The sequence below is a fragment of the Chryseobacterium sp. Leaf180 genome (assembly GCF_001424585.1).
In the GTDB taxonomy this organism is placed as follows: domain Bacteria; phylum Bacteroidota; class Bacteroidia; order Flavobacteriales; family Weeksellaceae; genus Chryseobacterium.
This window is the reverse complement of record NZ_LMPJ01000010.1, coordinates 127,948-151,762: the sequence shown is the minus strand read 5'-3', so window position 1 is coordinate 151,762 and position 23,815 is coordinate 127,948. Positions and strand designations below refer to the sequence as shown.

Sequence of the window (23,815 nt, the reverse complement as noted above, 5' to 3'; positions counted from 1 at the left end):
CATAAAAAATATACATATTATGAGTAAAATAATCGGAATTGACCTTGGTACAACCAACTCTTGTGTTGCTGTAATGGAAGGTAAAGATCCTGTAGTAATCCCTAACTCAGAAGGGAAAAGAACAACGCCGTCAATTGTGGCTTTCACAGAAGATGGCGAAAGAAAAGTGGGAGATCCTGCAAAAAGACAGGCAGTGACAAATCCTACAAAAACCGTTTATTCAATTAAAAGATTCATCGGGACGCATTTTAAAGATGACGCTTCTGAAGTTTCCAGAGTTCCTTACAAAGTAGTGAGCGGACCGAATGATACGGTAAAAGTAAAAATCGACGACAGAGAATATACGCCACAGGAAATCTCTGCCATGACGCTTCAGAAAATGAAGAAAACGGCTGAAGATTATTTGGGTCAGGAGGTGACAAGAGCGGTAATTACTGTTCCGGCTTACTTTAATGATGCGCAGAGACAGGCTACAAAAGAAGCCGGAGAAATTGCAGGTCTTAAAGTAGAAAGAATTATCAACGAGCCTACAGCAGCTGCTTTGGCTTACGGTTTAGATAAAAGCCACAAAGACCAGAAAATCGCAGTTTACGATTTAGGTGGTGGTACTTTTGATATCTCAATCCTTGATTTGGGAGACGGTGTTTTCGAAGTATTGTCTACAAACGGAGATACACACCTTGGTGGTGATGACTTTGATGATGTTATTATCAACTGGATGGCAGACGAATTTAAAGCTGAAGAAGGTGTTGATTTGAAATCTGATGCAATTGCACTTCAGAGATTAAAAGAAGCCGCTGAGAAAGCAAAAATCGAATTGTCTTCTTCTCCACAGACTGAGATCAACCTTCCTTATATTACAGCTACAGCTACAGGTCCTAAACACATGGTGAAGACTTTAACGAAAGCTAAATTTGAGCAATTATCTGATTCTTTGGTAAGACGTTCTATGGAGCCGGTGGCCAAAGCGTTGAAAGATGCAGGTTTGTCAGTTTCTGATATCGATGAGGTAATTTTGGTGGGTGGTTCTACAAGAATCCCAATCATTCAGGAAGAGGTTGAAAAATTCTTTGGTAAAAAAGCTTCAAAAGGTGTTAACCCTGATGAGGTTGTTGCAATCGGTGCAGCTATCCAAGGTGGCGTTTTGACTGGTGATGTGAAAGATGTACTTCTTTTGGATGTTACGCCACTTTCTTTAGGGATCGAAACAATGGGATCTGTTTTCACTAAATTAATTGATGCAAACACAACCATTCCAACCAAAAAATCTGAGACTTTCTCAACAGCAGCAGATAATCAGCCTGCAGTAAGCATCAGAGTGGGACAGGGAGAAAGACCGATGTTTAATGATAACAAGGAGATCGGTAAATTTGATCTGACAGATATTCCGCCGGCACCAAGAGGTGTTCCGCAAATTGAAGTTACTTTCGATATTGATGCCAACGGTATTTTGAGTGTTTCTGCTAAAGATAAAGGAACCGGAAAAGAGCAGTCAATTAAGATTCAGGCATCTTCAGGACTTTCTGACGAGGAAATCGAAAGAATGAAAAAAGAAGCTCAGGAAAATGCGACAGCAGATAACAAGAGAAAAGAAGAAGTGGAAATCTTTAATAAGGCTGACGGATTGATCTTCCAGACAGAGAAGCAGCTTAAAGAATTTGGAGATAAATTATCTGCTGACAAAAAAGCAGCTGTTGAAAGCGCTCACGCAGAACTGAAAACAGCGTATGAAGCTAAAAATTCAGACGATGTAAAAGCTAAAACTGAAGCTTTGGATGCAGCTTGGATGGCCGCTTCGGAAGAAATGTATGCTCAAGGTCAGGGTGCTGATGCAGGAGCTCAACAGAATCAAGGTCAGGCAAACGGTGCAGATGATGTACAGGATGCAGATTTTGAAGAAGTGAAATAACCTCAGTTAGAATAATAATAATTATTGATAAACCGTCTTATAAGCAATTATAAGACGGTTTTTTGATATCTAAACTTGTGCAGAATTCTATTACTGTTGCAATATTTTACATTTGCTTACACCGCTTGAAGTTTTATAACGACGTTAATTATTATAACGATAACTTAAAACCTACACTAAGACTGCAGACTGAAATACTTATTGAATGAACGAATATAAATTATAATCGCGAATAAAATTATTATTAAGTCATCATGTATTGAGGTAGAGGGCAGCAAGCTGTTGCCCTGCTATATTCTAAAAAAAATCAACCATATACTCAAAAATATTTTTACCTATTCTCTAAAAACAAATATTATAAAAAAAGTGCTATTTTTGAAGTATACTGACGGCCTGATCACACTCAACTCTAAATGAAAATTATTTATAAATACTGTATCATTTTATTTTTAAGTGTAAGCCCGTATTTGATAATGTCTCAACAAAGAGAGATATCAAAAATTGATAGCCTTTTGGATCTTAATCAGGAATATGCATGGAGCAACCGGTTAAAGGCTCTTAGCTATGCTAAAGATGCAAGCCTGATTGCAGAAAAAATAGACAACTCTGAGAAAAAAGCCTACAGTTATGTGTACATGGCGAAAACATTAGGATATCTAGGTCTTACCAATGAAAGTTTTACCTATTTGGAAAAGGCAAAAAAAGAGCGGTATTTTAAAAAGGATAAAGTTTTGCAGGCACTGGTAAAAGAAGAAACTTCTGTCAACTTTGGAAAATTAGGGCTGTTTGCGGAGGTTTTAAATGAAAACTTATCAATACTCACACTCGTAGCCAATGAAAATACGCCCCTGGCATCGAGAATTAAATTTCGAGCTTACGGAAATATAGCAGCCACTTATATGAATATGGGTGATTATAAGAAAGCTGTCGAATGGATGAAAAAGGAAGAAAAATATTCCAAAGAACCGCTGCTTTTAAAGACCAGACATATCAAAGCAGCTTTTTCTAATCTATCCGCAAATAAAGGCTATGTTTATCTTAATTATTTCAAAAAGAATGACTCCGCGCTTTTTTATTTCAATAAATCCTTAGCCGTTATTGCAAATGAGAAAGGCGAGACTAAAGCGTACATCTACAGGGCTTTTGGTGATTATTATTTTAAGCAAAAACAGTATAATCTATCACTTTCATATTATATCAAATCCTTAGAAGATATTGAGAGCAGAAAAATAGAAATGGCAGAATTAAGGGTAAGTCTGTATGATAACATTGCAAAAATATATGGTATTCTTGGAGAGAAAGAAAAGCAGAATGTATTTCTTGAAAAGTACAATAAAGAAAACGAAAAGGCTACAAAGCTTAATCCCATTAGTGTAAGAAAAGCTGTAAGTGTTATTTTATCCGATAATAAAAGTAATATATCCAGGGAAAACAACACTGCAAAACTATTGTTTGTTTTACTATTTTCAGTTACAGCTATCGCGTCCTTTATATTTTACCGTTATAAATCAAAACAAAACAAGCTATTGCTTCAGCAGAAAGATGTACGGCTTTCAGAGAAGAATCATTTGATCTCTGAATTTGAAGCGGAAACCGATTATCTGAAGAAAAAAATCCATTTCACGATTGATGAATTGATAAATCTTGCTAAAAAAAATGATTCTAATTTTTACAGTAATTTTATAGATACCTTCCCACATTTTGAAAAAATACTGCTTGATATTTCGCCGTCGCTGAAGAGCAGCGATTTTTTGTTATTGGCGTATATCTACTTAAATTTCGATACCAAACAGATTGCAGATATATTATTTAAATCGGTACGAACTATTCAGAATAAAAAATACGCACTCAGAAAAAAACTGGGGATTTCTACAAATGAAGATCTGTATATCTGGCTCAAAACACGATATAATAGTTAACAAACCACCCACTTTTGCTACCTATTTCTTAACTTATCTTTAAAATATTCATTTTAATCCTAATCTTCCGATACTTCCAACTCATTTTATTTACTTTGTATAGTCATGATATTCAACGTTTTATAAAATAGAGTACTTTTTGAGTATTCCGATTTTCCGCAATTTCGCATTTGACCTATTTCTTTGTAATAAGATCCTCTATCGTGTGAAGACCAAACTTTCCAGTCAGTTTAATTTTAGCTTTTAAAAATTTTTACCGTTTTCAGGAGATTTAATATTCTATAATTATTCTTCTCAGAAACACTTTCTTTCAAGAAAATATTAACAGAAAAGGGAAAAAAAGGTTATTCAGATTTGACAAAGCATGAGACTGTGCATGTTCCTGTGGAGAATCTTTTTGGTTCTGATTAAGAGAAATTAAAAATTACAATAAATCTATATTCAATAGTATCTAAGTATGAATAAATTTTTACTTTTAGCAGCTTTCTTATTGGCATTTACAGCTAAATTATCTGCCCAATGTGCACCGTTTCCAGTACCTTTTTTACAATCATTCAGTACGGGCACCTTACCTGCCTGCTGGGTAAGTCAGAATCCTACAACCACATCCACAAATTTAAATGTTAAATGGAAATTTTCCGGATCAGCGTCGTATGGAGCATCGGGAAATGGCGGAAGGCCTGCCGGAACGGTTGCATTTGTAAGTGCCAGCTTTCCGTATGATAACGAACATACCGTAGAATTGATCTCACCTCAAATCAACCTTACCGGATTAGCTAATCCTTACGTGAAATTTGAGTGGTTTAAAAATCATTTGACTTCACTTACAGGAGGTACAGTTCCTAATTATGACAATAATCAGCTGAAGGTTGAAGTAAACAGTGGAGCGGGATGGGTTCAGATCTGGGCAGGCAGTACCAACAGCCCTCAATGGAGAACCGTTGGTATCTCTTTACCCGCGGCATACGTGGGGACTACTGTGCAGCTAAAATTTACCGTTGATAAAGACGTTCTCGGAAATGGATATTTCTACGACGATATTTTATTGGACGAAGTGCAAATCATAGAAACGCCAACATGCTTTGAGCCTGCAGCAATGCCGGTAACAAATTTAGCTCCGACCTCAGGAACAATTAGCTGGACTGCACCTATGGCTCCGGCACCGGCACCTGCCGGCGGATACGAATACTATTTTTCTCCAACCAACACTGCACCCGTTGCATCCACCGTAGGAACGATAACTTCGGGGTTAACAGCCAATCTATCTCCTTTGATTTCGGGCACCACTTATTATTGGTGGGTACGGTCAGTATGTTCTGCAGCAGATAAGTCTATCTGGGTGGCGGGAACTCCTTTCACGCCTGGTCAGATCGGAGGAGCGCCCATAAACAATGCGTTTCTTCCGATATATTCCTGTTCAGGGTTTAATTATTCTCAACAAATCTATACCGCATCAGAATTGGCCACTGCTGTGGGAACCAATACTTATATTACAGCTGTCAATTTCTATGTTTCAACTACTGCCGCCACACAGTCGATTTACAACGAATGGGTCGTTTATATGGGAAATACTGCTCAAAATGACTTTGCAACTACCTCCAGCTGGGTTCCGTTTTCATCATTAACGCAAGTATACTCCGGCAACTTGCCGACAATGACTGCGGGAACTTGGGTAACAATTCCTTTAAGCGCCCCTTTCCTCTGGGATGGAACAAGCAATGTAGTGATTGCTGTAGATGAAAACTCGCCGGGAACTGCCTGTACTGCCAACTGGGGAGGCTACACTGCGGGAACAAATAAAGGGATGATTTATTACAATCTCACAACCAATCCTAATCCGGCAACCCCGCCGGCATCAACAACCAGACTATCTTCAATTCCTACACTGCAACTTCAGGGAACTACTTTAGCTCCATGTACTAATACGCCTCCGACAAATATTGCAGTAAATAATATTTCCTCAAGTTCTGCTAATGTTTCGTGGACACCTACCGCCGGCGCAACCTATATTTTAAGATACAGATCACTGCCTGGCGGTGCCTGGACTACTGTAAATCTTACAACACCGCTTACCAATACTTATACGATTGGTAGCGGTCTTTTAGAGTCTACTCAATATGAGATAGAAATAGCTACAATCTGTAATACAGGTCCTGCGGGAGCGTTCTCTACTCCAGTAACCTTTACAACACCGGGAGTAGCATGGTGTCCGAATGCTGCTCAATTTAACAGTGCCGTTTTTGGATACATATCTAATGTCACTGTAAACCCGGTAGGATCCACTCCTATAAATAATACTTCTGCACAGTCTCAGTATACCAACTTCTCAACCAACACCGCTTTGGATCTCACGTTGGTCAGAGGAACTCAAAACAACCAAATCTCTGTTGGGAAAGCGTGGTCTGGTACACCCAATGTGAATTACGCAAATGTATGGATCGATTTTAACAGGGATGGTTTTTTCGATACAAGTGATTTAATCTATACCAGCGGAGCCAACTCAGGAACACCGGTTTCAGGAACATTCAGTGTTCCATTGACAACGTATACCGGTCCTAATTCGACCAGAATGAGAGTTCAGCTTTCAAATGAAGCTACAGCCGGTGCATGTTCCGGAAATACGAATGGGGAAGTTGAAGATTATGCTGTTCGATTTATCGATCCAATAGCTTGTACGAGTTCTGCACCAACAAATTTAGCAGCAGCAAACCTAACGCCTGTCAGTGCTGTTCTGTCATGGATGCCGGCTCAGGGTGCAACCTATGCCGTTCAATGGAGAGCAGTTACCAGCCCAGCTTCTGTCTGGAATACAATAAGTCCTAATCCCACGGTAAGCTCTTATCTCCTTACAGGTTTAAATGAACAAATACAGTATGAATTCAGAGTAGCGTATCTCTGTAATGGTGTACAGGGGAACTTCTCATTACCTGTACAATTTACAACGCCTGCAGTTGCCTGGTGTGCTCATGTTGCACAAAACAACAGCGGAGTATATGGATGGATTTCAAATGTTACCGTAAATCCGGTAGGATCAAACACTAACCTCAATAATACATCTTTACAATCTCAATATACCGATTATTCGACAAATCCTGCTTTGGCAATTACCTTAGCAAGAGGTACTCAAAATAATTTTATCTCTGTTGGAAGAACATGGACAGGTACTACTTCACAATCTGCCAACTATACAAGTATATGGATCGATTACGACCGGAATGGAATTTTTGCTGCAAATGAGCTGATATATTCCAGTGGTCCCAGTGCTCTACCAAATGTTACAGGCTTGTTTAACGTTCCAGCTGTCACATATAATGGACCTCTTACGACTAAAATGAGGGTCGTAGTGTCATATGCTTCTTCTGCAGGCGCCTGCTCCGGAAACACCTTTGGTGAGGTTGAAGATTATGCGGTTCAATTTATTGATCTTCAACCATGCAGTACGACGGCTCCAGTGCCTGCTATGGGTAATCTGACATCATCAACAGCATACGTTTCGTGGACACCTACTGCAAACGCTACCTATAGAGTTAGATGGAGAGAAGGAGCGACAGGTGCTTGGCAATTGCAGCCTTTAGGATATGTTGAACTGGCTGCAGGACAGAGTTTTTATACTATCACAGGTCTTTTGGAGCAAACTGCTTATCAGGTTCAAATACAGGCAAGATGCGGAACTACGTGGGGTGCATTTGGTCCTTCAATCAGTTTCACCACACCTTCCCTGACGTATTGCAGTGTGACAGGAATTGGCACGAATGATTATATTTCCAATGTAAAAATAACTCCTGTGAATTTTCCTGTAATGGATAACACATCCATTCAGACAAACTATATCAGTTACACCACTCCGGCAACATTAATTAATTTGGAAGTAGGATCTACCGGAAATCAAATTTCAGTTTCGAAAGCATGGCCCAGCACACCATTCTCTGATGCAGTTAATGCATGGATCGACTGGAATAGAGATGGTAATTTTACGGATTCAGAAAGAATTTTGACGTCTCCGTCTAATCAATCAACTCCCGTATCGGCAGTATTTGATGTACCAGCGACAGGAGTTTACACAGGGCCATACACCACCACGATGAGGGTTGCTCTCAACCGTGGAGGTGCACCAGGAAGCTGTGTTAATCAGGGAAGTGGGGAAGTTGAAGACTATGCAGTGAAATTACGACCGTGTAGCAATTCTGCTCCAACCGGTTTGAATATTAATGCAATAACACAAAATTCAGCGACCGTTAATTGGGTTTCTGCGGCAAATAATAATTTCTTTAAAGTAGAATTCCGGCCTGTAACAACACCAGGCTCTAACTGGACGGTTCTCAATGCTTCTGCTCTCGGTGGTAACCCTCCGTTATCGCTTACGGGATTAACGCCAGCCACAATTTACGAGGTAAGAGTTGCTGCAATCTGCGGAAATGGGGTTGCAGGCAACTATACTCCTTCGCAAACATTCACGACAAGATGTGATCCTACACCACCGAATGTAACGATCACAAATATTACGGCAAATTCTGCGGTTGTAACATGGAACCCTGTTGTACCGAATGCGACCTATGTATTAAGATGGAGAGTTGAAGGAACAATTGCCTGGAATACACCTGCAGTACCCCAACCGCCTTCAAACTCCTATACGATAACCGGATTAAATTCAAATGTACTCTATGAGGTACAAGTTGCAAGTCAGTGTGTAGGATCTACAACTCCAAATCCTTGGTCTGCTACGCAGGCTTTCACAACAGTAAGGTTGTGTGAGGTGCCTCCTACAGGTTTCAAAATTACCACACTTACACCAACAACTGCTGAAGTGGAATGGGATAGCTTCCCGGGGGTATCTTCGTATATTTTAAGATACAGAAAAATAGGTGTTCCCAGCTGGACAAATATTTCTGTAAATGTAAATACATATATAATTACGGGGCTTTTGGAACTGACGAAGTATGAGATGCAGGTGGTCAATGTCTGTAACGGAACGCCAGGAAACTTTACACCACTTTATCTTTTTGCAACGCCAACAGTGGTCTACTGTGAAATGTCTTCCGGAAATTCTGCAGCTGATTTCATTAATAAAGTAACTGTGGTACCGAATGGTAAACCGGTAATGGAAAATATTTCTGCGGCATCAAATTACACCGACTATAAGGGACTTCCAGATGCTCAGATAGAGTTGATTCAGGGATCTGCCAATAATAAGATCACGATCAGTAAAACCCTAAGCGGAGCTTCCGGAGTTGCAGTGTGGATCGATTTTAACAGAAACGGTTATTTTGATATCAATGAAAGAATTATGGCAGACGGACCAAATTCTAATGCTACTTCTACCGCTACCTTCACCGTGCCTACAGATGCATTTATCAGTATGACCGATGTTAAATATGTAGTGATGAGGGTGGCAATGCAAAAAGGAGGCGTTCCGGTAAACTGTACAAATTTCCAGAATGGTGAAGTTGAGGATTACAGCGTAAGAATCAGCAAACTTCCTGTAGTGAATTCTCTTAATCAAAATGATATTCTGCTTTATCCAAATCCTGTAAAGTCTTTGCTTAATGTGAAAAATATCAGTGCAAAGGCAAATTATAAAATTTTCAGCGCATCAGGACAGTTAATCTCCAATGGCGTTATTGCAAATAACAAGATTGATGTCAGCGAATTAATTTCCGGGCTGTACATCATTGATATTGAAGATATAACAGGATCTGTGCAGAAGAAATTTATTAAAGAATAAAAAACTACAGCGAGTTCAATCACTATAAATGGGATGGCAAGTCCTCCGGCAAGGCTAAATCTACAGGCACCTCGAGGTATTACTTTAATATAAGTGAACCAAACGAAGAGAGCATTCCTGTAAAGTACACCATGCGGATTCTTGTGAGAAACAGATAATAAAATCTGCAGACTAAACAAAACTGATAATTTTTGCTATGACGTGTCTTTTTAAGGACTATTATTTTATGATCATAAAAACTATGAAAAAAATACTTTTTACACTATTATTAATTTTAGCCTTTAGTAAACTTTCAGCGCAGAGAGATACAGAGCATTGGTTTGCGCCTTTTTCTACCTCCAATTTATCTATTGTGGCGAAACAGGCATTGTATCTCTCCACAGATTCATTAACTCCTTTTACGGTTACCATTTACAATAACGGAAATATCTTAGGAACCTCAACAATCAGTAAAGGAAGTCCGCAAGTGTTTGACATAAACGCTGGGGATATGATCGGTTCTTCGGTAGGACAACTTTTTACGGTAAGTACTAAAGGGCTCTATCTAAAAGGCACCAAGCCTTTCTTTGCGACATTCAGGTTTTTGATTCCATTGCATGGTGAAATTTTGTCGTCCAAAGGAAAAGCAGGAATTGGAAAAAAATTCTATGCAGTTGCTGCCCCGATTACAAATCCAACTTCAATCATGAATTTCACAACAGGAATTCTGGCGACGGAAGACAATACCACTGTTACAATTTCTGGGTATTCGCCTACTGTGGTGTTCAGCAATGGTATTACCGGTGCAGCTTCTCCGGTTTTAAACATTACACTCAACAAAGGACAGTCTTATATTATTGAAGGAAAAGGTGACCAAACTGGAAACAAAACTGGTTTTATAGGTGCTAAAATAGTTTCAAACAAGCCGGTATCAGTAACAAACGGCAACTTTCTGGGAGAATATAATATTGGAACGCCGCTGACAGGTGGAGATATAATAATGGATCAGTCTGTTCCTACCGAAAGGCTCGGAAAAGAGTATATTATTATCAAAGGATTCGGTAATATCGCCGCCAAAACAGAAGATGTGCTTTTGGTAGCAACAGAAGACAACACTCAAATATTTATCAATAATAATCCTGTTGCTGTTGCTACCATTAATGAAGGCCAACATTATCGGGTGAATGAGCCTAATAATATGAATTACATCGATCAGGGAAGTAATCACTATAATATGTATGTAAAAACCACAAAAAACGCTTATCTGTATCAATTGCTTGCAGGTACAGCAAATTCCAGCGCAACTGTGGGATTTAATATTATTCCTCCCTTAAATTGTCTTTTGCCAAGAAAAATTGACGAAATCGGCATGATAGAAATGCTCCCCCAAGCTCCTAACAATGTGAAACTTAATATCGTAACAGAAAAAGGGGCGGCGGTACTGGTAAATGGCGTAACGCCAACGCCTGCACAGGGCCCGTATAGTGTAACTGGCACCAGCGATTGGGAGACGTATTCTCTAAACGGAATGACAGGAAACGTTACCATTACTTCTAGTAAAGCGGTTACAGCCGGAATTGCCGGTGGAAGTGGTCTGGTAGGATACGGTGGTTATTTTGCAGGTTTTTCTTCTATCCCGCTTATTGCAAAACAAACCGGAGAATGCGTTCCCGGATTGGTTTTGGAAGTTGATGACAGTTATGAAACGTATCAATGGTTTAGAAATGATGTTCCTATTACAGGAGCAAACAGCAACTCATATACTCCCGTGCAGTCTGGAAATTATACCGTAAGAATCACTGTAGGATCTTGTACACCTGCAACAACTGCTCCTTATCAGGTATTTACCTGTCTAAAGGAATCTACGGCTGTTAAAACGATATGCGAAGGTTATTTAAATATTGTTCCGGCATTTACATCCTCTACTCAAACTTTAGTTCCCAGTACTGTTCAGATCATTACGCCTCCTACGAACGGAACAGCAATTATAAATCCTACAACAGGAGTTATCAACTATGTTCCCAATGGAGGATTCACAGGTACGGATGTTATTACCTATAAATTCTGCGGAAATGATCCTGAATTTGTTGATTGTGAGCAGATCACGCTTACCCTGACAGTACCTGAAAGGCCTGTAGTGATTAACGCAACCTTAAGAAAATGTTTTACCGAAAGTAATACACTTATGGGAATATTTGATCTCACCAGTGCAATTGTTACCCTTCAACCAGCTAACGTTAAAAATTATTATCCGTCTTTGCCTGATGCTAATGACCAGACCAATGAAATTCTTAATCCTACAAATTACCTTGCAGCAGATGGTATTGTCTATGTAAGAGTAAGCAATACAAACGGATGCTACAGAGTTGCCGAAATATCCCTCTTTGTTTTAAAACCGATAAAATCTTCGGTTTTAATTGATAAGGAAATCTGTATCGAAAGTGAAACCACTTTGGACGCAGGACCTGGATTCAATGGTTATCTATGGAGTACAGGTGCAACCACACAGGCTATATCTAATGTACATGTAGGCCCATATTGGGTTGATCTTAAAACTGGTGAGTGTACGACAAGACAGACTGTAACTGTTTATCCTACAAAACAGCCTGTTATATCAAATATCGAAATAGCCAGCGACGGACTTACTGTATCAGTGGTAGGAGGAACGGCTCCCTACCAATATTCACTTGACAATGTGAAATGGCAGGATTCCAATGTTTTTCCTAATATTAAGAGAGGAGAATTTACAGTATATGTAAGAGATATTTTTCAGTGCTTACCTTTGCAGGTTACTGTTACCATACCAAATATTATAAACGTAATTACACCAAACAACGACGGGATAAATGATGTTTTAGATTATTCCGCTCTTGCTAATAAATCTAATTTGGTATTCGGAATTTTTGACAGATATGGTATTCAAATTTTTCGAGGTGATAAGGCCTCTGGTTATATATGGGACGGAACGATTAATAAAACAAAGAAAGTTTCTACCGGAAATTACTGGTTCAGCATTACCTGGAACGAAACAAAAAGCAAAACACCGATCAAATTCTCAGGTTGGATTTTGGTAAAAAACAAACAGTAAAAATAGTTTTTAAGAACATAATAAAATTTTATTAAAAAAAAATTGACCGCCTCCTTACTTATTATTTATCAGTACTCTATACGAAAAATGCTACACGCAAAATAAGGTATATCATTCCTGTTTTGGATGTGGAAGGAGGCAAATATATTAATCAAAAAAAACTTTAAATATTATAATTATGATGAAACTTAACCTCTTTTCTCTACTTCAGAAGAAAGTTCGGGAGGTTGGAATGGTACGCTACTCTATTTTTGTGGCATTACTTATTACCAATTTTTCCTTCGCGCAACTGGTACAGGTTGGCGGTACCTGTTCGACAGCAGGTAACAATTCTTACGGCCCCATGAACAGCACTACAAGTCCTCTGTCTACAAACAGGACTGCTGTGATCTATCCGTCGACACAACTGATTGGTATTGCAAACCAGCAGATTACTTCGCTGTATTTTAATAAAGTAAGCAGCACAGATATCGCAGGATCTCCCAACTTCAAAATTTATCTGAAGGAAACGGATAATAATGATTTTGGTGTAGCAAATGCCGACTGGTCTGGCTTAATCACCGGGGCAGCGCTGGTATATGACAGCAATCCGGTAAGCAATGCTGCCGGTGCTGCCGGATGGAAACAGTTTTCGTTAAATACTCCTTTCAGTTATACGAGTGGGAAAAATCTCATGGTGCTGATGGAATATGTAAATACCGGTAATTCTACAAATGTTACCTGGCTATACGATTTTAATTCACCATGTGTTAATACAAGCAACTTCAATACGACAAAATATGTAAACACCACGACCGGAATATTGGATAATCTTTTGGTGTCAAGTACCGCACAGAGACCGGCAATAGGATTTAATTTTCCTGTAACGTGTCCTGCGCCAAGCGTTCCCCTCATCAGTTCTCTTTCTGCGACAGGAGCAGTTGCTATATGGGCAGCCGGTGCATCTGAAACAAGCTGGGAATATGCTGTATTACCGGCAGCGGCTATAATGACGCCTACTACATGGTCTACTGCAACATCGGCAAGTATAAATTTAACGTTGAATCCACAGACAGATTATGTTTTTTTTGTACGTGCATCTTGTGGGCCCAATAGTAAAAGTGCCTGGAAACAATCGGCGCTTTTTAGAAGTTTTTGTGGTTCAGGAACATCACTGAATGAAAATTTTGACAATTTTGCCACCGGAAATACCGTTCCTCTTTGTTGGAACAGGATCGTTTCTACAACCGGAACTCAGTCTATTTCTTCTGCGAGCCCGGCTTCGGGAACAAGAAACATATATCAGTACAGTTCTACAACTCAAAATCCTACCGTTGTAGTTTTGCCTGTATTTTCGAACGTTAATGCGGGAACCCACTGGCTTCGTTTGAAAGCAAAAGTTGGTTCAGGTAACGGTGTTTTGTATATTGGATATGTAACAAATGCGTCTGATGCGGGAACTTTCAATACCTTACAGGCTTTAAACATTAACAATACTGTTTATGATGCGACTTCAGAATATACGGTAATGATTCCTTCAACGATTCCTTCAACGGCTCGCTTGGCGGTCATGAATTCAGCCGACAATGTCGCATACTATTGGGATGATGTGGTTTGGGAACAAAAACCGAACTGTCTTCCTCCGACTAATTTAACGTCTCAGGTAATTTCATCTACATCTGGATCTGTACTATGGTCTGCTTCACCTTCAAACCCCGCTCTCGGCTACGAATTTTATTATTCAACGAGCAGCACAGCACCTATTTCAACAACCACACCTTCTGGCACTGTGGGTCCTACAGCAATCACCGCACCTTTAAATGGACTTGCTGCAAATACAACTTATAATCTTTGGGTGCGTTCTTCTTGCAGTAATACAGAAAAGAGCAATTGGGTAGCTGCCTCAAGTTTTAAAACTTTATGTGTGGCTGTGAATTCTTTGTCTGAAAATTTTGATTCCTATTCAATTGCTTCAATTTTTCCAGATTGCTGGGCCCGTATAATAAATGGGACAGGATCGTTATCAATAAGCGGCACAACGCCTGCATCGGGCACCAGAAATATTTATCAATTCAGTTCTACAACACAAAACCCTACCATTGCGGTACTGCCACCGTTTAGCAACGTTAATGCAGGTACAAACTGGCTCAGATTTAAAGCAAAAGTAAGTGCTTTGCCAGGAAAAATAAATGTAGGATATGTAACAGATGTAAATAATTCATCATCTTTCAATCTCATTGAGGCCATCACTATCAATAATACTGCTTATGATCTCAGTTCTGAATATACGGTAATAATCCCTGCCACTGTTCCGGCAGGAGCGAGATTGGCTATCGTTAATACTGCCGACGGCAAATCATATTACTATGATGATTTTTATTGGGAAACATTACCCACTTGTTTTGTACCAAACAATGTGACGACAGGCAATGTCACCACCACTTCGGCAACTGTTCAGTGGAATTCTCCTGCTACAGCACCTGCATTGGGTTACGACGTATATTTTAGCACTACCAATATAGCTCCTACAGCTGCTACAGTACCATCATATACATCAGTTTCAGGAAACTCGCAGCTTATTTCTCCATTAAATCCATCAACATCGTATTTTGTTTGGGTGAGATCAAACTGTTCACCTACTGATAAAACCGCTTGGATTCCTGCTACAGGATCTTTAACCACATTATGTGCAATTCCAACATTTTCTGTTTCTGCACCGCCAGCTGTATGTATTGGTGGCCAAGCAACGTTTACGGCTACAACGGGTACGGGTGTCACTGCAAACTGGTATGCAAACGCAACCGGAGGAAATGCATTGGCAACAGGTAATGTGTTTACTACACCGGCATTATCAACAACAACGAATTACTATGTGTCGGCAAGCAACGGCGGAATTGTTAGTACAGGAGAAACATCTATTGAGTCTAATGCAACTACTGGCGGAGCATTAAGTTCATACATGATTTTTACAGCACTGTCAGATTTTACACTTAAAACGGTAGATCTTTTTCCGTATTCAGCCACTGCAGGAACTGCAGGAACTGCCACAATTACTTTATTTTCAGCTACCGGTACAGCACTTACCTCTGCTACAGTTAATGTGGTTGGACAAAACTCTGTGGCCGCATCAACACCTCAAACGGTTACTTTGAACTTTCCAATAGCTGGAGGAGCATCGTACAGATTGGGTGTAAGTGCGTGGACAGGAATAACAAATATGTACCGAGATGATACCAACTTATCTTATCCATATTCTGTGCCCAGTACCCTTAATATTACCGGAAGTAGTTTAGGAACCGCATACTATTATTTCTTTTACAACTGGAAAATCCTTACCGGATGCGAAAGCCCAAGACAAGCAATTGTGGCTGCTGTAAATCAAGGATGTACGCTTTCTGTCGATGATCTGATTAAAGAAAATAATGACCTTTCCATTTATCCAAACCCTGTTGCAGATCTGTTGTTTATTAAATCGAGATCTAAAATAACTGAAGTGCAGATTTTTGCCGCTTCAGGGCAGCGTGTGATGAATGTAAATGATAAAAATATTTCATCGGTGAATCTTCAGAGTCTGCCTTCAGGTTTGTATTTAATCAATATCACACTTGATGACGGACAGAAAGTGACGAAAAAAATCGTTAAAAAATAATTTCAAATTATTTAATGTTCATTAAAATCGGCTTCCACAATGTGGAAGCCGATTTTGTTCTGTTTAAATTTTTTTTTGAATTTCATCTCACGCATATCTTCTTCTTTATTGTCCTTTAAAATATGGCTGTTTTTTTCAGAGAGTTTGTACAGGAAGTAATTTTACTGTCTCATTTCAGTTTTATTGTTAATAATGCCCAATCCTCATTTATCTCGTGTTTTTTTAGAGAATGTATTTTTTGGACGTATGAAACAGGAATGATTTTTTGTCATTAGAAACGACTAAAAACAAAAGTGAAGAAATTTGATGACGGTCTGAAAGCAGGATTTTGAAAAATCATGAGAACACCGGGAGCTACAGGTCTAATTTCTAAATAAAAAAGATTACGTTTTTACTGTAAATTCTGATATTAACTTTAAGCAGTAATTTCGTCTGTTCTTTTATATTTACTAACATAAGAATTTAAAAGTCTGAAAATTAGCAAAATGTGATAGCATGAATAGTATTAAATAATAGAATCCATCAGATTTTACACAGTCTAATAGTTTATTTAAATAGTCAGAATAATTTAATTCTTTATTACTTCAGTCATAAAAACCCTAGTTTAGCATATAATTTGATTACCACATATTGAAGCATTTAAGAAGTACTCTCTTCATTTTAATAAATATAAAGATGTACCGGTAAATCTTTCATCACAATGTGAACACAAATAGTATGGAAAAGATTTTGAAAAACTATTCTGATGATGAGCTTTGCAGCCTTATTCAGCAGAAAAAGAAAGTGGGTTTTGATTATCTATATTCAAAACACTGCGGACTGCTTTACGGCGTTGCTTTAAATGCAGTTAAATCGCAGTCTTACGCTGAAGAAATCATTCATAAGACATTCGAAAAAGTCTGGAATAATATCAATAATTACAAACCGCAGTCTGCGACTCTCAATATCTGGATTCTAAGTGTTCTCTTCTGCACGATCAAAGAGTATTTAGCTGAAAAAAACATTTCATTTAAAGTGAATTGCGACAAATTCCCGATATTTTCAATTCAAATGCTGGAAGAAAGAGTCTGTTAAATTTCTCATCTACCATAAAACATCAGATAATATTAAACTTTGCATTTTTAAATCAGAAAATTTTTACAAAAAAATTATTTTTGCTGAAATTAAACCTTGATGCAAGAACTTTATTCTAAAAAAGATGTCCGCATAATCGGATTTTCTGCCCTTGTAATTTCCATTCTTGGAATTTTACTTTCCTTTAAAACTTATTTTCTCGCAAAGACATTTTTTACTGACGCTCACGAGCCACAGCCATTTTTGCAGCTTTACTGGGTTTTCAAACCAATACTTTTATTTCTCGGTCCGGATAAAACTCCCTTTGACGTATATGAAGTTTTCGTATGTTTCATGATGCTTATCGGCGCTGCAATATTTCTTAAAAACAAAAAAGATACACGGTTGATCGCTTTCTCGATGGCTGTATTACTGATTTCAAATGTAACTTCTCTGGTAAATATTCTGATGTTTATTTTCTTTATTTTGCCCAAAAGAAATGGTGAAGCGTATAGTTTTTTTCCGTATTTATATCCGGTTTTCAACATTGCATACGCTGTTTTGGCTTTTATGATTTTAAAAAAAATCAGGGAAAAGAAAGTGCTGGATACAACTGTTTCTGAAACAACTGTAAAAATCTCAGACACACCAAAAATGCAGCGTTTTATTCATTTTTTTGTTGATACGTTGATTATGGCGTTGGTTTTTATGCCGGTTGCTTTCCGGGTTTTTGAAATCTTTTTGAGAAATAATGAGACGTTTATGCGAACGTTTAATGAGAGTAAACTTACCCTTTTTCTGCTTTTATTTATCTGCAGATTTTTGTATTATCCGTTTTTTGAAATTGTTTTTGGTTCGACGCCCGCAAAATTTCTCACCGAATCCCGAGTTATTACTTCGCAGGCAACGAATCCGCAATCAGGAAATATTTTTCTCCGAACGCTTTGCCGTCATATTCCGTTTGATGCCGTTTCATTTTTCTGGAAAACCGGATGGCATGACCGGTTTTCAGAAACTTATGTGGTGAAAGAAGAACGTGTTGGTTTCAAAACCAATAAACTGCTTTGGTTTTTACTCTTGCTGATTCCTTACCTTTCATTTTACTATAAAGGAGACGATTTGCTGATGATGTACACGCAGATGCAAAGTAACGGATATATGGTAAAATACGAAGAGGACTTCAGGCAAAACAGTGTGAAAAACATCAATACAAGTCAGGTTTTTGTTCTAAGGACACCCATTATGGGAGAATATAAACTGTACATGCTGAAAATCGAAAAAGTAAATGGTAACGAAATCATCTGTAAAAAACTGGTACAGGATCAAACCTATTCGTCAAATTATTTTGCTGCCAGAGACATCTATCAGAAGCAGAAAGATACCGCAGAACTTGTGAAAATCGAACGTCAGGATTTTACAAAAGCGCTCACACAAACCTATGGTAATACAGAAAATCCTGAGAAAAATGGCGTTGATTTTTTTAAAAACGGAAATAGGTATGAGATTGAAAATATTTATTCTATAGCATCGCCATACTTAGAGAATGCAAATTTGCGGTATGGTTTATACAATAACTCGAGAGATATTTCCGGTGTGATGATGACCAATAACGGCAAACTGGGTACACTGACTAAAATTAAAAATATTTCCGGCAATATTAAATGGGAAAATCAACTTCCGATGCAGGTTACGCCTCCAGAATCCGGTCAAAACGGACTGTACTTAAAGGCTAAAAATATTCAGCGCGACAGCGATTTTGAAACCGATCTGTATATCAGAGATTCACTTAATAATCAGCAGATTTACAGAATTATAAAAACTTCCGGCGTCGACAGTCAGTTGAGACTATTTCAGCTTCAGTAAAAAAAACGCTCCGAATTTGGAGCGTTTTTATTTAATTTTTACTGAATAATCTTTGGTCTAATTTTACATGATTCAGGTGAATTTGCTGAAATTCGATTGGCAGATACTGAAACATTTCGTTCCATTGATTGCCGCTTGTATGTTTCTTTAAACTTCCAAAAGCGCGGATGAAAAGATTCTCGATAATATGTTTTACAGAATAGGTTCCGTTCCGGTATAACCAATCCATCATTTTTATGCGTTGAGTGACGATATTCGTCTTCGATTCTATCAGCAAAGATTTAAGATGATCAACCGTAATCTGTATAATACCTGCAAAATTCTGTTTGGCTGCGAGATCGGCAATTTCATTTTGAATCTCAGGATAACTGATGATCAGATAATCAACAGCAGCATTTTCATTGATCATTTCCTGGTTTTCTACATTCTCCATCGTGCTGATTTTTATAAGCAATCAACATGCTGCGAAAAACATACCAAGTTCAGTTAAAATTTGAAATCATAATTAAAATACATAAATCAAGTTTTAAATCTCCGCAAGTTTCCATTTTAAATTAGCATTTCTAATTCTCTTTTAATGAATATATTTGCACTCCCTAAAAAATCGATATTATGTTTTCAAAAATAGTTGTACACCGCGTCGGAAATAAGATTAACAGCGAATCGCTCACGCTTTCTCAGGAAGAACTTCAGCTGGATGAAGGAACTGTAGAGATGCTTGAAAATTATTTTCTGGGTTCTTTCAAAACGGAAGAGACGTATCACTTTTACAGCGATTCTTACCTCGTTAATAATCCGGTATACAGCTCGGTTTCAGAGATTTTTGATGATAAAGATAAATTTCTCTGGGAATCTGAAAACATTGCCAAACATCTTTTTGCTGCTGCAGAAAATCCGCGTGTACAGGGCGGTGAACTTTTTATCGTTTATTTTGAAGATGACCGCGAAGGTGACGAAAAAGTTGATAAAATCGGAATTTTTAAGACAGAAAAAAGAGAATCTTTCCTCAAAATTTTTCCTAAAAATGAAGCTTTTGAACTTGAAAAAGATCAGGGAATAAGCCTTTCAAAAATTGATAAAGCGGCATTGATTTATAATAATGCCAGGGAAACCGGCTACGTTTTATCTGTCGTTGACAACAACAAAAATGGCGATATGTATTATTGGTTCGAAGATTTTTTGAAGGTGAAGCAGCGCGATGACGATTATTTTCATACACAGGAACAGCTGATGGTCTACAAAGATTATATCACCAAGCAGCTTCCGCAGGAATTTGAAGTGAGCAAAGCCGATCAGGCAGATTTTTTGAATAAATCGATCAATTTCTTTAAAGAAAAAGAAGAATTCAAATTGGAGGAATTTGCAGCTGAAGTTCTTGCCGATGAGCATGTTATCGAAAGTTTTAATAATTTTAAAACCGATTATGAGCAGGAAATGCAGGTCAATATTGCTGAAGAATTCCCGATCAGTCCGGCGGCGGTAAAAAAAACACAGCGACATTTTAAAAGCATTATTAAGCTGGATAAAAATTTTCACATATACATCCACGGCGACCGCAAAATGCTGGAGCAGGGACAGGATGAAAAAGGAAAATATTATATGCTGTACTTCGATAAAGAAGTATAATCTGTTTTATCAAATCTGCATAATTTCAGCTACTCACAAATCATGTAAATAATTTTAAGTGGTTTCTCATATTTAATGGTTGATAAATTCGCAATAAATCATTTAAATAATTTAATCTAGTCTTTATAATAATTAGATAATTATCTATGTTCGATAAAATCTATTATGGGATTTTATAAACAATTCAAAATAATAGTTAACTTTGATCGTTTTTAAGAGTTACTATGAGTTTTGTAGAATGCCACGATGAGCCCATTCACATCCCCGGATCAATTCAGAGTTTTGGATATCTTATTGGGATTGATGCTGCATCGCACGAAATCAGCTTTTTTAGCGAAAACATAACCGGTCTGTTTAATTTTAGTTCTCCAAATGATTTATTTGGAAAGAAGATCAGTGAGCTGCCGGAGATTTTTCGCAGTATTTCTCAGTCGGATATTTTCCGCAATCTGGAGTATCATACGAGACGTGAAAATGAAACGTATTTTGATAAAATACAGGTCGGCGCAAAAAATTATCATTTTTCGGTTTTCCGTACAGGAGAGAATGTTTTCCTGGAATTCGAAGAAGTTATCAGCAATCCTGAGAAAAGAATCACCAACAAATACGATAATTTTTACATCATCGAAGATGGTGAAGAGATCTGGAACCAGCTTCTCAGTACGCTGTTCAAGATTATCAACTACGACCGCATCATGGTTTACGAATTCATGAGCGACGGTTCCGGAAAAGTGATTGCGGAAAAGACCAATAACAATCTTGAGAGTTATCTTGGCTTGCATTATCCGGAATCTGATATTCCGAGACAGGCAAGAGAACTGTATTTAAAAAAGAGAAAGAGAATCTTCAGCAACGTGCATTCTGATGTCGTGCCGATTCTCAGCCGAAAACCAGATTTAATTGATTTAACATTTGCCGGTTCGCGCGCAATGTCTCCTATTCATGCGCAGTACATAAAGAATTCGGGAGCTTCATCAAGTTTCAGCGTTTCGATTATCATTGATGATCAGCTTTGGGGATTGGTGACCTGTCAGAATGTTACGCCAAAACATATCGATCTTGAAGACCGGGTTCAGGCAGGAATTTTTACCGTGCTCGCCTCAAACGCTTTTTCTTCGTTTAAATCTAAAAAAGAACTTGAATACCGCGTAAACCTCAGTGATAAAGTGGCAAGTTTAAAATCTGATTTCCTCCGTTATGATACGCTTCAGGAGTCGCTGTCAGAAAATAAAGAAAAAATCAGAAAACTGATAGAGGCAGATGGTGTAGCATTGGTTTATGACGGAGAAATTATCGTCGAAGGAAATGTTCCGGATAGAGAAGCGATCACTAATATTTCTGAGTGGGCTTTAAACAACTTTGAAGACAATGTTTATATCAGCCGCAGTTTTCTGAAGGATTTCGGAGCAGAATTAATGCTTGATGAATCTTGCGCAGGAATTGTCATTTATATAATCGACAGCAGCAAAAAAGAACTTCTGATGTGGTTCCGGAAAGAATTTGACGAACACATCAGTTGGGCAGGAAATCCGGAGAAGAAAATTGAGAAATTTTCTGAAAACGGAGAAGAGCGCAGTATGGTTTCGCCAAGACAGTCTTTTGAGGCTTTTACAGAAGATATTAAAGGGCACAGCAAACGCTGGAGCACAAGAAACGAAATTGCTATTCAGGCGATTCGTGATATTATTTTAGAAACGTCACACAAGCAGTATTCGACCATTAAGAGTCTCAATGATCAGCTGAGAAAAGTAAATGAAGAGCTTGACAGTTTTTCTTATACCATTTCACACGATTTGGGAACGCCGCTCACCATCATGAAGCTGAATGCGCAGATGCTTTTGAACGGGATGAAAAATGCTGAAGATAATCAGAAGAAAAAACTAAAAGCCATCATCGACGAGATCGACAGCATGGCGGATATGATGCACGACGTATTGCAGTTAAGTAAAGCCAAACACGTCGATATTAAACTTGAAAAGGTTGAAACCGAGCAGATTATTAAGAAAATTACCGACAACGCAAAAATGAGTTTCGGTAGCGATAAAACGGAAGTGGAAATACATCATTTGCCTGAAGTTTTAGCGGATAAAACAATGATTCATCAGGTGTTTTTAAATATCATCAACAACGCTGTAAAGTATTCAGCCCAAAAAGATGCGCCGAAAATAGAAATACGGGGTGAAGAAAAAGAAGACAAAATTGTTTACACGATTTCTGACAATGGAATTGGTATTCCTGAAGCCAGCAGAGAGCGTATGTTTAAAATTTTCAACCGGATGGATAATGCCAAAAAGTTTAAAGGCAACGGTGTCGGTCTTTCGATTGTGCACAGAATCATGAAAAGAATCGGCGGTAATGTTGAATATGTGAGCAGCGAAAACGGAACATCATTTATTCTGACGTTTCAAAATCCTAAAGTTTTAAGTTTGGTTTAATGACGGTTTCAGAATATTTAAAGCAAAATACAGCGCATTATCACGACGCTGCAGAAGAGAAATTTAACTCCAAAAAGATTTTCAGTAAAACTTTTACTCTTGAAGATTACCGGAAAATGATCGGAAGCAATCACAAAATGCTACATGATTCTGAAGACGAGATTTTTGAGATGCTCACTGAGAAATTTGGTAAAAAACTTCAGCTGGAAGATCGCAGGAAACTGTCATTAATTGAAAAAGATGCGGATTCTTTAAAACTCCCAAAACTAAAAGAAGATTCAGATTTAAAATTTGAAAATGAATATGAGGCGCTTGGCGCGATGTACGTGATTGAAGGTTCTACTTTGGGTGGAAATGTAATTGCGAAACAGCTTTCTAAAACGGAAGGTTTTGAAGAGGTCACTTTTCATTTCTTCGGTTGCTACAGAGAAAATATCGGTGCGATGTGGAAAAATTTCAAAGAAGTGATGGATGCTGAAGTTAAGGAAGAACATTTCGCAGAAGTTTTAAAAGGAGCCAAAAAACAGTACAGTCATTTGCTGGCAGAATAAGCGGAAACTGATTTTCAAATTAATATAAACTGATAAAATATA

At 38.1% G+C, this 23,815-nt stretch carries 11 protein-coding genes; 10 read left to right on the top strand and 1 reads right to left on the bottom strand.

Features of this window, described 5'->3' with window-relative positions; genetic code table 11:
* Positions 1–19: 19 nt before the first annotated feature.
* The 7 genes from dnaK (at position 20) to ASG01_RS11705 (ending at position 19,161) form a co-directional block, all read left to right on the top strand.
* Entirely contained in the window at positions 20–1,909 is a 1,890-nt protein-coding gene (gene dnaK / locus ASG01_RS11735) for a molecular chaperone DnaK (protein WP_055863847.1), read from the top strand.
* Between the two features lie 512 nt (positions 1,910–2,421).
* On the top strand, positions 2,422–3,828 hold the full coding sequence (locus ASG01_RS11730) for a tetratricopeptide repeat protein (protein WP_131725368.1): 1,407 nt from the start codon (positions 2,422–2,424) through the stop codon (positions 3,826–3,828).
* A 457-nt stretch (positions 3,829–4,285) separates the two neighbouring features.
* Positions 4,286–9,550 carry a GEVED domain-containing protein gene (locus ASG01_RS11725; protein WP_055863844.1) on the top strand — a complete coding sequence of 1,755 codons (5,265 nt, stop codon included), beginning with the start codon at positions 4,286–4,288 and terminating at the stop codon, positions 9,548–9,550.
* Between the two features lie 241 nt (positions 9,551–9,791).
* Positions 9,792–12,617 (top strand): gliding motility-associated C-terminal domain-containing protein, encoded by a 2,826-nt coding sequence (locus ASG01_RS11720; protein WP_082498369.1) that lies wholly within the window; start codon positions 9,792–9,794, stop codon positions 12,615–12,617.
* A gap of 178 nt (positions 12,618–12,795) precedes the next feature.
* Complete coding sequence (locus tag ASG01_RS11715) at positions 12,796–16,245, top strand: fibronectin type III domain-containing protein (protein WP_082498358.1); 3,450 nt, start codon at positions 12,796–12,798, stop codon at positions 16,243–16,245.
* 717 nt (positions 16,246–16,962) lie between these two features.
* Complete coding sequence (locus ASG01_RS11710) at positions 16,963–17,319, top strand: RNA polymerase sigma factor (protein WP_055863837.1); 357 nt, start codon at positions 16,963–16,965, stop codon at positions 17,317–17,319.
* Positions 17,320–17,418: 99 nt separating this feature from the next.
* Positions 17,419–19,161, top strand: coding sequence for an RDD family protein (locus tag ASG01_RS11705; RefSeq protein ID WP_055863835.1), 1,743 nt, complete (start codon positions 17,419–17,421; stop codon positions 19,159–19,161).
* Positions 19,162–19,192: 31 nt separating this feature from the next.
* On the opposite strand, the gene ASG01_RS11700 is transcribed toward ASG01_RS11705, so the two are convergent.
* The gene (locus ASG01_RS11700; protein WP_055863834.1) at positions 19,193–19,594 is read right to left on the bottom strand and encodes a hypothetical protein; all 402 of its coding nucleotides are present in this window, start codon (positions 19,592–19,594) and stop codon (positions 19,193–19,195) included.
* Between the two features lie 179 nt (positions 19,595–19,773).
* On the opposite strand from ASG01_RS11700, the gene ASG01_RS11695 reads away from it, so the two are divergent.
* The 3 genes from ASG01_RS11695 to ASG01_RS11685 all read left to right on the top strand — a co-directional run bounded on the left by ASG01_RS11695 (position 19,774) and on the right by ASG01_RS11685 (position 23,773).
* Positions 19,774–20,787 (top strand): nucleoid-associated protein, encoded by a 1,014-nt coding sequence (locus ASG01_RS11695; protein WP_055863831.1) that lies wholly within the window; start codon positions 19,774–19,776, stop codon positions 20,785–20,787.
* A gap of 224 nt (positions 20,788–21,011) precedes the next feature.
* A complete protein-coding gene (locus ASG01_RS11690) occupies positions 21,012–23,222 on the top strand; it encodes an ATP-binding protein (RefSeq protein ID WP_055863829.1) in 2,211 nt (736 codons plus the stop codon).
* Positions 23,222–23,773: a biliverdin-producing heme oxygenase gene (locus tag ASG01_RS11685; RefSeq protein ID WP_055863827.1), complete on the top strand. Its 552-nt coding sequence runs from the start codon at positions 23,222–23,224 to the stop codon at positions 23,771–23,773. The genes ASG01_RS11690 and ASG01_RS11685 overlap by 1 nt, the downstream gene beginning before the upstream one ends.
* The last annotated feature ends 42 nt before the right edge of the window (positions 23,774–23,815 follow it).